This window comes from Bartonella grahamii subsp. shimonis (assembly GCF_036327415.1).
Classification (GTDB): Bacteria; Pseudomonadota; Alphaproteobacteria; order Rhizobiales; family Rhizobiaceae; genus Bartonella; species Bartonella shimonis.
Genome location: NZ_CP123961.1, coordinates 1325531 through 1340816, shown reverse-complemented (window position 1 = coordinate 1340816; position 15286 = coordinate 1325531). Strand labels below are relative to the sequence as shown.

The 15286-nt window shown below is 41.6% G+C and carries 12 protein-coding genes and 2 pseudogenes; 1 reads left to right on the top strand and 13 read right to left on the bottom strand.

The window, feature by feature from the left end; genetic code table 11:
- Positions 1–109: 109 nt before the first annotated feature.
- From QHG57_RS05835 to QHG57_RS05795, 9 genes and pseudogenes are all read right to left on the bottom strand, one after another.
- Entirely contained in the window at positions 110–1570 is a 1461-nt protein-coding gene (locus QHG57_RS05835; RefSeq protein WP_330168900.1) for a replicative DNA helicase, read from the bottom strand.
- Positions 1527–2550, bottom strand: a pseudogene (locus QHG57_RS05830) (phage late control D family protein). The gene QHG57_RS05835 and the pseudogene QHG57_RS05830 overlap by 44 nt, the downstream one beginning before the upstream one ends.
- Positions 2550–2804, bottom strand: a complete 255-nt coding sequence (locus tag QHG57_RS05825; RefSeq protein WP_330168899.1) for a tail protein X — start codon at positions 2802–2804, stop codon at positions 2550–2552. Before QHG57_RS05825 ends, QHG57_RS05830 begins: the two are co-directional and overlap by 1 nt.
- Complete coding sequence (locus QHG57_RS05820) at positions 2801–3292, bottom strand: phage tail protein (protein WP_330168898.1); 492 nt, start codon at positions 3290–3292, stop codon at positions 2801–2803. The genes QHG57_RS05825 and QHG57_RS05820 overlap by 4 nt, the downstream gene beginning before the upstream one ends.
- Positions 3293–3373: 81 nt before the next feature.
- Positions 3374–3529: a hypothetical protein gene (locus QHG57_RS05815; protein WP_330168897.1), complete on the bottom strand. Its 156-nt coding sequence runs from the start codon at positions 3527–3529 to the stop codon at positions 3374–3376.
- 163 nt (positions 3530–3692) lie between these two features.
- On the bottom strand, positions 3693–3818 hold the full coding sequence (locus tag QHG57_RS05810; RefSeq protein ID WP_330168490.1) for a hypothetical protein: 126 nt from the start codon (positions 3816–3818) through the stop codon (positions 3693–3695).
- Between the two features lie 18 nt (positions 3819–3836).
- Complete coding sequence (locus tag QHG57_RS05805) at positions 3837–3962, bottom strand: hypothetical protein (protein WP_330168490.1); 126 nt, start codon at positions 3960–3962, stop codon at positions 3837–3839.
- A gap of 20 nt (positions 3963–3982) precedes the next feature.
- Positions 3983–6319, bottom strand: a complete 2337-nt coding sequence (locus QHG57_RS05800; RefSeq protein ID WP_330168896.1) for a phage tail tape measure protein — start codon at positions 6317–6319, stop codon at positions 3983–3985.
- A gap of 131 nt (positions 6320–6450) precedes the next feature.
- Positions 6451–6663, bottom strand: a pseudogene (locus tag QHG57_RS05795) (hypothetical protein); the annotation flags it as partial.
- Positions 6664–7028: 365 nt separating this feature from the next.
- Here QHG57_RS05795 and QHG57_RS05790 point away from each other — a divergent pair.
- On the top strand, positions 7029–11039 hold the full coding sequence (locus QHG57_RS05790) for an autotransporter outer membrane beta-barrel domain-containing protein (protein WP_330168895.1): 4011 nt from the start codon (positions 7029–7031) through the stop codon (positions 11037–11039).
- Positions 11040–11620: 581 nt separating this feature from the next.
- Here QHG57_RS05790 and QHG57_RS05785 read toward each other — a convergent pair.
- The 4 genes from QHG57_RS05785 to QHG57_RS05770 are packed head-to-tail and all read right to left on the bottom strand — an operon-like array spanning position 11621 to position 15275.
- On the bottom strand, positions 11621–12403 hold the full coding sequence (locus tag QHG57_RS05785) for an ABC transporter ATP-binding protein (protein ID WP_330168894.1): 783 nt from the start codon (positions 12401–12403) through the stop codon (positions 11621–11623).
- The gene (locus QHG57_RS05780; RefSeq protein WP_330167508.1) at positions 12390–13274 is read right to left on the bottom strand and encodes an ABC transporter ATP-binding protein; all 885 of its coding nucleotides are present in this window, start codon (positions 13272–13274) and stop codon (positions 12390–12392) included. Before QHG57_RS05780 ends, QHG57_RS05785 begins: the two co-directional genes overlap by 14 nt.
- Positions 13267–14196 (bottom strand): ABC transporter permease, encoded by a 930-nt coding sequence (locus QHG57_RS05775; RefSeq protein WP_330167507.1) that lies wholly within the window; start codon positions 14194–14196, stop codon positions 13267–13269. The genes QHG57_RS05780 and QHG57_RS05775 overlap by 8 nt, the downstream gene beginning before the upstream one ends.
- Before the next feature lie 2 nt (positions 14197–14198).
- Positions 14199–15275 carry an ABC transporter permease gene (locus QHG57_RS05770; protein ID WP_330168893.1) on the bottom strand — a complete coding sequence of 359 codons (1077 nt, stop codon included), beginning with the start codon at positions 15273–15275 and terminating at the stop codon, positions 14199–14201.
- Positions 15276–15286: the final 11 nt, after the last annotated feature.

Below are 15286 nucleotides of genomic sequence, written 5' to 3'. Positions count from 1 at the left end.
TTTTGTATCAATTTATTTTTTTTCAAAGAGTTTTAAAGGTGTTCTCAAAGGGTCTTCAAAGGTCTTATCTAAAGGTTATTTAAAGACCCTTTAACGCGTTTTTCTGCTCCTATTTTTCCAAATCACTAAAGCGTGTAAAATCGGATTGAAATGCAAGGGGGACGATTCCTGTCGGACCGTGGCGTTGTTTTGCTATAATAACCTCAGCTTTACCCTTGGCTTGCTCCATTGCCTCTTGCCATTTGTGATACTCAGCAGTGCCTTCTTTGGGTTCTTCATTTTTGAGATAATATTCTTCACGATAAATGAACAAAACAATGTCGGCATCTTGCTCGATTGAACCAGATTCACGTAAATCGGAGAGTTGTGGACGTTTATCGGTTCGGTTTTCAACTTGACGCGAAAGTTGTGACAGAGCAATGATGGGAATATTGAGTTCTTTTGCAAGTGCTTTTAATCCGGTGGTAATGGCTGTAATTTCTTGAACGCGATTTTCTAATGAATGCTTTGAACCGCTTGTCATGAGTTGGATATAATCAATAATCAAGACATCTAGACCATGTTGTCGTTTAAGACGCCTTGCACGGGCGGACAATTGTGCAAGGGATACACCACCCGCTTGATCAATATAAAGAGGGATTGTTTGTAAGGAACGCATTGCGTAAATGATGTTGGTAAATTGCTCTTCTGAGATATTACCACGACGCATATCAGAAGAAGAAACCTTTATTTGTTCTGAGATAATACGGGTTGCAAGCTGTTCAGATGACATTTCAAGTGAGAAGAATCCTACTATCCCCCCTTCATTTTCTTGGCTGTTATCACGCTTACAAGCATTGGCAATATTAAAAGCAATATTGGTCGCCAGGGAGGTTTTCCCCATCCCAGGGCGCCCCGCTATGATAATCAAATCAGATGGCTGTAGCCCCCCCATTTTCTCATCCAGGGTTTTGATATGGGTAGCGATCCCAGAGAGCTGTGAGGAACGCTTTTTTGCAGCGCTTGCCATGTTAAGTGCTTTTGCAATGGCTGTATCAAAGTTTTCAAACCCACCCCCATATTTGCCTTTTTCTGCCAATTCAAATAACTGATTTTCAATCGTTTCAATTTGTTGGGAAGGTGTAAATTCGACAGGCGCATCAAAAGCTGTATTGGCAACTTCATTGCCAAGATTAATCAAAGACCGGCGGATAAAAAGATCATAAATGACGCGTCCATAATCTTCAGCGTTAATAATAGTGACTGCCTCTGTGGCTAAGCGAACAACATATTGGTATACAGTAATATCTCCAACTTTTCCTTCCATTTGGATATAGGGCTTGATTGTAATGGGGTTTGCAAGATGACCCTTTTGAATAATTTGTAAGACAATCTCAAAAATCTTTTGATGGAGCGTTTCAAAAAAATGTTCTGCTTTGAGAAAGTCTGAAACGCGATCGAGTGCATTATTATTAATCAGGATTGCTCCAAGTAATGCCTGTTCAGCTTCAATATTATGGGGAAGTTGACGAAAAGAAGAAGCAAAGTTATCTCTTGGTTTCTCTGTTTTTAGCATGTTCAATGTTCTCATTGCTTTCTTTTCCCTTGTCTGGTGCCTCTAAGGTAATTTCTGTGGTGTAACCCGCTTTGTTTTTCATAGCGGTGGGTGACGGTAGCGGCTTTCCATAGACCATTGATTTCGCCTCGAAACCCTTGCAAGAGAAGCGGTTGATCCGCCATGATTTCTGGTCGCCCCGCAAGGGTCAAAGAACCACTGCCCACAGCACGGCAAAGTCGGTCTGATTCTGATGCAGCAGCAGCTTGTGCTTCTTCCTTACAGGTGTAACAAGTGCGCAGACGACGCACGGGACCGCTAAACCCTGTCTGATGCTTGACTTGGCATTGCTGCCCTTTTGAGCGATCAAAATAAGCAGCTTCAATGGTGCCATATTGCGTGCGTGGCTCGAGGGTGAACTCCCAGTTGGAACAGTCGTATTTATGAAGTTTGAATACGGGTAAATTATCTCCGCTTAAAAACAAAAACTTATTGTCCTTGATTAAAAAACGTGCCCGCATGCGGTCAGCAAGGCGGGTTAAAAAATCAACAGCCGATTGATCTGTACGCACCACATAAGGCAAAGTTTGTTTGGTAAACTGGGGACTGACCTTTGCTTGATAGCCGTGGCGTTTGGCGAGTGTCTCGACAATCTCGCCAATGGTTTTATGGTCAAAATGTTCACTCACCTGTTCTTTGAGTTCTTTACGCATCGAGGCACTTTTGCCGCAAAGACGCAAGATCTCTCCATCACTGCCCCCTGAGCTTACAACCGATTCGATAACAAAACACCCCATAAAAGCACTGATGCTGTTCTCATAGCCAAAGATCACCTGGAGCGCACTGTTGCTTGAGGGAACCTCTAAATCATTGCCACTATCATCAAACTCTGCTTCAAATGTATCGGCTTCATTCCCGGCATGGTCTGTAATGGTTGCGATTAAAAGACGCTGGTAAAAAACCGCGTGAACAGGTTTGTCTCCCACCTTGACCACAATAAAAGGGTGTGTACGCATTAATCCCATAGCCGTGTCACCGTGCTTTGGGGATTAGACAACACAAATTCAGGTAAAAAGACTTTTAAGCCTCGCGGTAAAAGAACACCATATTTGGCAATCTCTGGATTGGCTTCCAATGTGGCTTCTAAATAGCCTTTGAGTAAACCAGCCTGCCTCCGGTCCCCTAACACAACCATAGCATGGTGAAAGCAGATGAGATCGAGACTCATGTCCTCTAGCTCTACAACAACACGCTTTGCTGGTATCTTCATGGAATTTGCCCCACTTGATATTGCCCCACTTGATATTGCCCCACTTGATATTGCCCCTCTTGGGTTTGTCCTTGTGGTTTTCCGCCATTAAAAAAGGGCAAGAGCGTAATGGAATAGCGGATGCGCTGTGAGTGACCAGAGCGACTGATATAGTCGTGGTCTTTCGTGATACTGGTGATCACCACGGGTCCATGGAGAAGGACACTATAGGTGGTATCATTGATCCAACGAAGCATCTGGACCGGCTTTGCTCTTTTGATCGTTGTGGTGATGGCATCAATGGCTACCCGATCACCAAATTCTTCTGGAAACCAAACGCCATGAATGGTTTTGGGATCATTGCCATAGCCGGTAAATTGCAAACTGGGAGACCTGCCAAAACGCTCCATACAAACCCATGAGGCAGAAAACTCTTCTTCAAAGGATTGGAAATTCAGCCAATCCACATAAAATTGATGCGGACCTAACATCATCAAAGGATCTCTCATAAGCTCCCTCCCCTCCCATTATTGTATCCCTTCCAGCCTGTTGTCTCTTTCAAAACTTATCATTGCCTCTCTCCTACACCATTATGCCTCTCCCCTCATTGCCTTCCCCCCCTCATTCTGTTCCCCATGCAGAACATTGGCGCGTGCCCGTTGAATGGCGTAAGCAACCGTTTGACCGGCAGCAACAGGGTCACGCGCGCCATTGACATGCACCGTGACATTTTGAGTGCGATACATAAGTTTGTGTCTCCCCCCTCATTCTGTTCCCCATGCAGAACATTGGCGCGTGCCCGTTGAATGACGTGGGCAACCGTTTGATCAGTGGCAACAGGATCACGCGCACCATTGACATGCACCATGACATTTTGAGTGCGATACATAAGTTTGTGTGTCCCTCCCCTCATTCTGTTCCCCCATGCAAGGCATTGGCGCGTGCCCGTTGAATGGCGTGGGCAACCGTTTGATCAGTGGCAACAGGATCACGCGCGCCATTGACATGCACTGTGACATTTTGAGTGCGATACATAAGTTTGTGTGTCCCCCTTCATTCTGTTCCCCCATGCAAGGCATTGGCGCGTGCCCGTTGAATGGCGTGGGCAACCGTTTGATCAGTGGCAACAGGATCACGCGCACCATTGACATGCACTGTGACATTTTGAGTGCGATACATAAGTTTGTGTGTCCCTCCCCTCATTCTGTTCCCCCATGCAGGGCATTGGCGCGTGCCCGTTGAATGGCGTGGGCAACCGTTTGATCAGTGGCAACAGGATCACGGGCGCCATTGACATGCACTGTGACATTTTGAGTGTGCGTGGTGGGGGAGCGCTCTTTGCCTCTTTGCTCTCTCACAGAGTAATTTGCATGCCCCGCCCCCGCAAATTGTGCAATCGGTTGAATGGCTGTTGTGCCTCCTAAAAAACTTGGCAAAAACTCTCTTAAATTAATGGACCCAAACCACCCCTTAATGCGGCTTGGCAAAGATTTACAAAAATCTGTCAATTGTGAGATGGTGCCCATAAAACCATCGACAATCCAACTCGCTAAATCTTCCCCTGCTTGTTCCATACTTGCCTTGGCACCCTCCGAGAGCTTTTCCCGGACAAAAAAGCTTCCCAACCAGCCCCAAAAGTTGGAAAGGCTTTGCTTAACGCCCTCCCACAAACCTTCAAAGCTTTGAACAACAGCGCCAAGCCCTTGTTTAAACTTTTGCCAAGTTTGAGAGAAATCAAAAGCAGCAGCAATGATATTTTTCCATTTGGTGATGGTGGTGGTATCAGCACCAAAAAAGCGCATGACAGCCTCAAAAGCACGACCAAAAGCATGTGCTATCCCCCGTGCAAAGCCTTTAACAAAAGAAGAGAAACGATCCCAATATTTCCACAAAACAAAACCAGCAGCCATGATCACCGCCACAACAGCAGCAACCGCAGCTCCTATTGGGGTAAAAATAGCCCCCGCAACAGAGGCAATAGCAGCTCCAACCACTTCGATCACTGTTCCTACCCAACCAAAGGTGCTAGCAAATACCGTCCCTGAGACAGCAATCCCCCGCAAAGCGCCCACCAACAAGGTCATGGGGCGTAAGAGTCGAAGTGAACTTGCCCCAAGACCCGCGGTAAGCAAGCCCAGAGAGCGTCCTGAAGTCAAGAGTCCTCGCCAACTTGCCTTCAGCATGCGGCTAAGAGACCCAAGCTTGATAAAAGAGGCAATCAATTGCAGGATCCCAAGGCGGGTTCCGGCAAAAGTAAAACGTACAACCCGCAAAGCGATGTTAAAAGCCATCAGGGCGGCAATGGTTTTGATGATCACACCGGTTAAAACAGGGTGTTCATTTGCCCATGCCATAAGAACATTGGTAAAATTGCCAACAGTTTCCATTAAACTGTTGACAGGAGGCAGAAGCACTTCACCAATGGTAATGCCCAAAGCCACGATACGGTTTTGCAAAAGTTCAAACTGCCGCATGGCGCCGGTTGCTTGTTTGTCTGCCTCTTGCTCTACAGAGCCTTTAAAGACTTGTGGGTCTTCAACATAATCTAAAGCTTGCCCTAACAGTTCGGGGTTACCCACCAATTTGGCAAAATCACCGGTAAAATCTCGTCCAGCAATGGCAATCAGCGAACGCATCCCCTGTTCGGATTTACCCAACACATTAAAAAAGCGCACCAAGGTGCCGGTGGCATCTTTATCCAAATCTTCCATAAATTTTTGGCGAGAGAGACCAATATTGGTAAAAGCCTCTTCAATATGTTTACCCCCTGCCTGTATGCGCGCACTCATCGCATTAAAACCACGCGCGGCACTTTCGGGAACAATCCCAGCAGAAATCATCGCCGTACCAAAAGCTGCCGTTTCACGGGCTGTCAGTTTAAACATGGTGGCAGCACCGGTGGCGCGATTGGTAAAGTCAGAAACTTCACTGGCTTTTGCCGCCATGTGGTTGGAGAGATGATTGATGGCATCACCTAAATCTTCAATCCCTGCCTGATTAAGCTTAAAGACATTGCGCAATTTGGCAAAACGCTCCCCAATCTGGTCCCCCGTCATATCAAAGGCGACAGCTGCTTTGGCAGCATAAACACTAAAAGCCTCGAGATCTTGTTCACCAATCCCTGCTTGGCTGGCACTAGTCATCAATTCCAAGACTTCACGCGCCGCTAGCGGAATCTTGGTGGAGGTTTCCAAAGCAAAGCGGCGCAATTCCTTTAAGCGATGAAGAGGAGCATCGAGAACCTTTTCCAAGCCTTTCATTGATTGATCAAATTGCATGGCTTTATAGAGCGGCGCTATTAAGGTTGCTGTTTGCGCAATGGCACCCACCATGCGTCCACGCGCTTGGATAAAAGCATTTTGCGCTTTTTCTGTGGATTCTTTCAAGTGCTCAGGGTCAAACCACCCTTTAAAGTGCTGCCTTGTCTTGTTTTGGAAATGCGCAATATCGAGGCTAAAGGCTGCAAGATCGCGCTTGGCAGAAGCTATCCCCTCTTGCAGATGATTCACAAAACGCACAACAAGGGAAACATCCATGATCGCATCTTATCCTAACATTTGGCTTTCATATTCTTGGGCTTTAAGGCGTGCGAGTTCTTCTCGATAGGCAATCACATCCAGCCAATCCATCTGGTTAATTTCTGAAGGCGCCCAGTGATAATAAAGGGCTAGCTCTGCTCCAAATTGTCCGGCAGAGAGGATTGGCGTTGCGTAAAAAAAGCAAAAAAAGCCTTAAACACAGCCATAATGTCAACAACATCAAGACGATTAATCAGTTCAACCGTTTCATGGGACATATCGGCTAAAAGTACAGCTATTCCTTCCATGGCTTCATGAGTCAATAAAGCCTCACAAAGCTTGGCAATGAGAATATCATTGCTGAAAGGTAGAAATAATAAAAAGTGCTAGAAACAGTGTTGAGTATTACTGTTATTACTTACTTTGATAAATATAAAACTGAATAAATATCACACAAAACATTATCATTACTTTATAAAAATAATATAAATTATGTGAGTATTATAATATTTAAATTTATATAATATAAATAATTATAAGCACATTGTGTGTTAAATATAAATTCATAAAATTTTAATATCAGTTATTTTTTATTTTGACAAAAAACCAAAAATATCTTACCAAACAAAGACAATTATCAAAATTAATAACAACTATCCATTTTCACTTCTTTTTATGAAGTTTTCGGGGAAATGAATATTTGGGGGCTCTCATAAGGAGAATACTAGTGTATAAAACATTCCTTTTATCATGCACGGCTGCAGCCACTGTTATCCTGTTCAACATCCAGTCCAGTGCACATGCTGAAACCCTCGAAGTTTCTGAGGGAAAAACCGTATCAGTATCCGATAAAACTTATGAAACTATTCATGCAAAAGATGGCGGAAAAATCATTGGAAAACATTTAACCATTGTTACGAATAAAGATATAAACCAAAGCATAAACAACGTCTATGCTGTAACAGCAGAAGGTGCTAACAGTGCAATTGAGTTACTGGATGGCACAACCATTAAAGGCATTGGTTCTGGCATTTTCTTAGGCCTTGAGGCGAAGGATGGTGCTACACTTAAAATGACTAAGGGAACGATTACAGCTTCTGGAATTGGTGCCTCCTTATCTGGCATTGGTGCTTCCTTCTCTGACAGTAAAAGTAAAAAAAACAAGCTGGAAGATGTGGTAATATCGAGTGATAACGATAATAATCCACTATCCTTAGGAATAAATGCCGAAAAAAGCAATGTGAATTTAAACAATGTAACCGTCACGAATGCAAATACGGGTATATTTGCGAATGATCACTCCACAATAACAGTCTCTGGAGGATCATTCGATGGGAAAAATGATGGAGTATATGCTAAAGAAGGTAGCATCATTACTTTAAACAACAATGTTACAGTCGCATCATCTGATAGCGATGGACTTCATGCAGAAGGTTCAGGAGCCAACATCACAAAGACGGGAGGAACTGTCAGTGGAAAACAAAATGCATTATTTGCAGAAAAAGGTGGACAGATCGATGTCACGGATGTTGCTTTAACAACAACAGATGGCAAAGGAACTGGCGCAAAAGCCGATGGCGCTAACAGCGTCATTACATTAAAAGGCAAAACAACCATTGAAAAAGTTACAAACGGCCTTGATGTACAAAATGGAGCTATAGCCAGGATGACCGGTGGTTCTATTGCTGCTTCTCAAATAGGTGCTCTTTTCAAAGCTAGCGGAAGTGATGAAAACAAAAACACGCTGGAAAATGTAAAGATATCGAGCGGTAAAAATAATCCCTTGATGGATAAAGGAATAAATGCCGAAAAAAGCAATGTGAATTTAAACAATGTAACCGTCACGAATGCAAATACGGGTATATTTGCGAATGATCACTCCACAATAACAGTCTCTGGAGGATCATTCGATGGGAAAAATGATGGAGTATATGCTAAAGAAGGTAGCATCATTACTTTAAACAACAATGTTACAGTCGCATCATCTAATGGTAATGCACTCCGTGCTGAGGGTTCAGGATCTAAGATCACAATGGCAGGAGGAAAAGTAACAACAATAGGGAATACACAAACTGCATTATTTGCAGAAAAAGGTGGACAGATTGACGCCACGAATATTGATCTAACAACAGATGGCAAAGGAACCGGTGCATTTGCAATTGGTCCTGATAGCAGAATTGAATTGCATGGCAATACAACGATTAACAATACTTGGAACGGTCTTGGAGCAGTTGGTGGTGGTAAAATTACCAGTGAAAATTTAACCGTAGTCGGTGGTGAAACAAGTGATCAAGACCCCGACAAAATCCGCTCTGGTGTATGGACAGAGGACTCTGGTAGTGAAATTACGTTAACGGGCAAAACAACCATTCAAAATTTTGATGAAGGTCTTTATGCAGATGGTGGGAGTAAAATCATTAGCGGAGATTTAACAATAATCGGTGGTGAATCCGAAAAAGAAACCATTGGTGTAAACACTTGGGAGGCTGATAGTATAGTTGAATTAAATGGCAAAACAACCATTCAAAATGTTGGTATTGGTCTTTTTGCTGTTGAGGGTAGCACAATTAAGATGGTTAATGGCGCTATTGATGCTAATTCTAAAAGTCTAGATACCCAATCCGATGCTCTTCAGAATGGGAAGAAAAATGAAATAGAAGCAAAAAAAGTTGCAATGGTTGTAATAAATGGCGGCCATATTGATCTAACGGATGTCTCTGCAGCAGCAGAAGTTGCCGGTTTACAATTCGCAACTTTCTCTGATAAGGATCCAAATAGCTGGCATAATTCACAAAAATATCATGGCAATGAAATCAATCTAACCAGTGCAGAGCTTCATGCTGAAAATGGTACTGGAATTCTCGTTGGAGCTTTTGCTGAAAAGAGCATCGAAGATGCTGCTGCTCCATCAATTGGCACAGTCAATCTTAAAAAATCAGAAATCCATGCTGACGTGTTGTTAGGAGATGGTATTTTTTGGGACAAAACGTCATGGAAAGATAAAGATTTGTGGGATGGTAAAGATGTTAAGGCGATCTCCAACGGCACTTTTACATTAAATGCTGATCAGTCTATTCTAGAGGGCAGAGCGAATATTGCTAAAGACAGAAATGTACACTTTGATCTGAAAAACGACACAACATGGACGTTGAAAATCAGCAAAAACGAAAAAGATGATAATAGCAATCTCCTTGATATTGCTAAAAGATCTCGTTCTGATGTTTCTGTGCTTAGTCTTAATAACAGCTCCATTGTTTTTGATAAACCAACAGAACAGCACTACCAAACATTGCATATAGGTTCTGGTAAACCAGACACAAAATCAGTCTACAATGCAACGGGTGATGCGAAGATTTACTTCAACGCACAATGGAGTGATGGTGCTGCAATAAATGACCAAAAAACCGATAGACTTTTGATCAATGGGGATGTCTCTGGAACAACATCAGTTTATGTTACGGGGCGCTTAGAAGGGAACAATATCGAAGCAAATACCTCTGCAGCTGCCAATGTCCGTGGTCTTTCACTCATTCAAGTTTCTGGAAAAGCAGAAGAAAGCTCTTTCAAACTTGTAAATGGCTATACCACAAGAGGCGGCTTACCGGATATGTATACACTCCGTGCCTATGGACCAGACTCAAGCCAAGGCAAAGCTGATATTGCGCAAAACCTGTTTGATGAAAAGAACGAAAACTTCTGGGATTTCCGTTTGCAACCCGAACTTCTTGGCTCGAATTCTGGTTCAACTCCTGATCCAGAAACAAATATCCCTGCCATTGCCCCTGTACCACAAACAGCAAGCTATTTGGTCATGCCAAATGCTCTCTTCTATACTGGATTAACTGATATAGCTAAACAAAATGCACTTTTAGCCACTATGAGAACATCTGTCTTAGGAAAAGAAGAGGAAAAACAAACTGGTTTCTTCCTATACACTTACGGAAACACAGGAACCTTATCTTCCAAGCGTGGTCCTCTCAAATACGGTTACGGCGCTGATATCCGTTATGCGGCTCTACAAGCTGGTGTTACATTGGCAGCAATTGAAGGGCAAAATACCACGACACATTTCGGTCTTGTAGGCACCTATGGACAACTGTCTTTCACCCCGAAAAATATCGCAGATGCTGGCAAGAGCACACTGGATAAATGGGCCATTACAGCCTACGGTAGCATACAGCATAGCAGTGGGTTCTACGTTGATACACTCTTATCCTATGGTATCCTAAAGGGGCATATCACCAATGCCATCAGAGGAAAGACCGCAAAGTTGAATGATGCCAAAATGTTGAGTGTCTCCACCACTGTTGGCAAAGAATTTGCAACCGGAATGGAAGGTTTAACATTTGAGCCACAAGCACAAATTGCCTATCAACATTTGATGTTTAACACCATTGAAGATGCTGATAACTTTACTGTTGATATGAAAAATCCTTCTCAATGGTTAATCCGTGTTGGTGGGCGTTTGACCAAAACCATTTCCACTGAAAACAGCCGTTCTATGTCTTTCTATGGAAAAGTAAACTTGATCAAAACCTTTGGTGATGATGGCACCATTCATATTGGCAGAGACTTTGACCTTGAACCTATGGGACCTGCAATTGAAGGCGGCGTTGGCATCAATGCGCAACTGTCTCACAATTTCTCCCTTCATGGTGATGTAAGCTATCAACAAAAGCTTCAGAAAACGGGTATAAGTGGTGCAAGCTTTTCAGGCGGCATACGCTATCAGTTTTAAATAAAGGCTGTAAAAATAGCCTATTCATTCTATTCAATTAACAAAAAGGAGCATATTGTGCTGCCTTTTTTATTTATAAAATCTATCTTTAAGAATAGAAAAAATAGTTAAGTAATTATCATTGATAAAATTTTCACAACAGCTTCTTCTTTTGCAAAGAATAAAACTTAGCATTTTTTGATAAATAAGACCTAAAACTGTAAAAAAGAGTACACAAATCAAAAACAATAAAAATTAAACTATACCCTAAAGAATAAATTTTCCTAGAAAACATAGCATTATTAATCACCTATTATTTCTTACAAGCTTAATGCTTATCTACAATGAAAACTTCTAAACATAAATTTATAATCAACAAACTGTACAACAGATACACAATGCGCGTTATGAGCCATGCAGATGACTCATAACGTTGTACGCTTAATAGGGTGAAAAATATGAGATCTAAAATTTCTCTCAATAAATTACATCAATAAAATCTTACACTATAAAAAATACAAAGCCCCTCTATTACAACAAAGATATTAAATACTTCTCGAAATCTAAAACAGAAAAATGTATTTTCTCTTTTGGAAAATCGTTCATACTCTTTGCTCTCTATGGACGATAGGCTCTATACTTGCTTCAAAAAACTCCTTTGTATAATCGTGTTGCGCATGTAAATTACGCAATTCATCATTGCTAAGCTCTTCAAGAATAATCCCTTTATGCATAATTCCAACACGTTCACAAATATGTGCAACAACAGCAAGATCATGGGATACCATCAAATAAGTAAGATTTTTTCTCACGCGCAACGATTTCAACAAATTTAAAATTTCAGCCTGTACAGACACATCCAATGCAGATGTTGGCTCATCAAGCAACAAAACCTCTGGTTCAATAATTAAAGCACGTGCAAGAGCAATACGCTGACGCTGCCCTCCAGAAAGTTCATGAGGATAACGATAAAGAAATGAAGAATCTAAACCAACGGAATCTAAAGCATCCTCCACCCGCTCCTTTTGATTATCCATCCCATAGATTTTGAGAGATTCAGAAAGAACCGTATGGACCATTTTTCTTGGATGAAGTGAAGCATAAGGGTCTTGAAAAACCATTTGAATACAACGTAGAAAATCCTTACTTCTTTTCTTTTCGACTTCTTGTCCAGCAAAAAGGAACTTTCCACTGTAATCTGGAATAAGCCCCACCAATGTATTCAAAATAGTTGATTTTCCACATCCAGATTCACCAATTAAACCATAAGCTTCACCACGTTTAATATGAAAATTAACATTTTTAACAACTGTTACTGCCTTATGCCTATGACCAAAAGTTACAGATAAATTAGAAACATCAATAATATTCTCACAATTTATCATGAGGAACCTCCTCAACACCATTAACAATCGTAGGATTATACAACCAATCAGGATCACGCTCAGGAACAGCCAAAACATCAACAGGATTATCAAGCCGTGGCAAACTCGCGAGCAACGCTTTCGTATAAGGATGACAAGCGTGAGACAAATCAGAAGCAGGCAACTCTTCTAACACACGGCCCGCATACATCACCAAAATACGATCACAAAAATCAGCAATCATATTCAAATCATGACTAATGAAAATAAGTCCCATTCCAGATTTTGTCACAAGTTCATCTAATACAGATAAAACTTGTCGTCTAACCGTAATATCAAGTGCAGATGTTGGCTCATCAGCAATAATTAAATCAGGTTTTGGAATGAGCATCATTGCAATCATCACACGCTGCCCCATCCCCCCTGATATTTCATGAGGAAAGAGGCGCATCACATGTTCAGGGTCACGAATATGAACAGACTCTAACATAGATATAGTCCGTTCTTGCGCTTCAACTTTTGAAACTCGGTAATGAATACGGTAAGCCTCCATAATCTGCTCACCAATCCGTATTAATGGATTAAGTGAATATTTGGGGTCCTGTAAAATCATTGAAATACGCTTCCCACGGATTTTTCGCATCTGAGGTTCACTTGCGGTCAATAAATCAAAATCTTCAAAGCGCATTTTTTTAGCTTTAACAATGGCTGCTCTTGGACTCAACCTTAGTATTGCGCGCCCAGTCATCGATTTGCCAGATCCGGATTCACCAACAATTCCAATTTTTTCTTTTCCAACAGAAAAACTAACGCCACGCACAACTTCTGAAATGCCGCGCGTTGTAGGAAAAGAAATACGTAAATCTTCTATTTCTAATAATTTATTACCCATTGCGTGGATCCAATACATCACGAAGACCATCACCTAAAAGGTTGAAAGCAAGACTTGCAAATAATATTGCACAGCCTGGTATTGCCGCCAACCACCAATTTGTCATCATAAATTCCCGACCAGAAGAAAGCATCGCACCCCATTCAGGACTTGGAAGTTGAGCTCCCAACCCTAAAAAACCAAGACCAGCAGCCGTTAAAATAATTCCAGACATATCTAAAGTTAATCGTACAATCACTGAAGGAATACACATGGGCGCAACATGAAACAAAATAATTCGCCAAGCGGAAGCTCCTTGCAAGCGAACGACAGAAACATAATCCGAAGAACGTATTGTCAAGGTCTCAGCACGTGCTAAACGTGCAATTGGTGGCCATGCTGCAATTGAAATTGCAATAGAAGCATTTTCAATCCCTGGTCCCAATGCGGCTGAAAATGCAAGAGCTAAAATCAAACCTGGAAAAGCAAGAAAAATATCGACAATGCGCATGAGCACAGTATCAACCCATCCCCCCATATAACCAGATACAGTTCCAACAATAAGCCCTATTGGACCTACAATAACTGTTGTAAGAAAAACAACATAAAGAGTAATACGGGAACCAAAAACAAGGCGACTAAAAATGTCACGTCCTAATTCATCTGTTCCAAAATAATGCGCCATAGAGGGTGGCTGCAACCGATGCCCCAGATCATTGCTAAGAAAATCATGCGTAGCAATCCAAGGAGCAAAAAGTGCACATATTATAATAATACAAATGATAAGCAAACCGAATACAGCCGAAAAATTATGAAAAAACTTAATCAGTGCATGATAAATTCTTTGTATGTTCGCTTGCATTATGGAGCTTGGAACAGGATCGTTTAACCAACAGCCTAAAAAAGATGATGATTGCGATTTGTGATGATTACTGACTGTCATATTCAACGTGTCCTTGGATCAAAAATGCGATAAAGCAAATCAGAAAATAAATTAATGGCGACAAAGATAAATCCTACAAGTAAAGTACATCCTACAACTGCATTCATATCTCCGGCTAAAAGAGCATTTGTCAAGTAATGTCCAAAACCAGGCCAAGCAAAAACTGTCTCCGTTAAAACAGCCCCTTCTAATAAAAAAGCATAAGAAAGCGCAACAACGGTAATAACCTGAACAGCAGCATTCTTAAAGGCATGCCCCCATACCGTTCGCGCCCACGATAAACCCTTTACACGTGCTGTAATGATATATTCCTGATTAAGTTGTTCAATCATAAACCCACGAGTCATACGGCTAATATAAGCCATAGCACCGAAAGCTAAGATCAAAGCAGGCATAATAATATGACTAAAGACATTCCCAAAAGCCTCCCATTGTCCTTGGCTTGCCGTATCCCAAAAGAAAAATCCTGTTTTTGGTTCAAACGAATATTCATAAAGAAAATCAATACGTCCTGGACCACCAACCCAGCCAAGCTTAGCGTAAAATATTAACAACGCCATTAATCCGAGCCAAAATGTCGGAGTAGAATAACTCACAAGTGTAAAAACACGGACAACATAATCAATAAATGAATCGCGATACATTGCTGCAAAAACACCAAATGGAATTCCCAGACTTGTGCCAATAACAATAGCAACGGTTGCAAGCTCTAACGTTGCGGGAAATACACGCATAATATCGGCTAAAACAGGACGCCCAGAAGTCAAGGCATCTCCAAAGTCAAATAAAAATACATTATGAAGATACTTCCAATATTGGACAATCAACGGCTTATCAAGACCCAGCTTATAATACATTGCATCATAAGCTTCCTGGCTAATATTATCACCAAGAATAGACAGAACTGGATCTAGAGGAAGAAGATGACCAAGAAAAAAAGTAATCGTCACCAACCCAAGCAATGTGATAAAAACTGAAATAAGAAGTTTCAATCCTTTGCATAAAAAATCCCATAAAAATAATTTTTTCTGCTTTTCTGATACAGCAGCTCTTTCAGTCTCTGAAAGTGGCAAAATCATTATAAAAATCC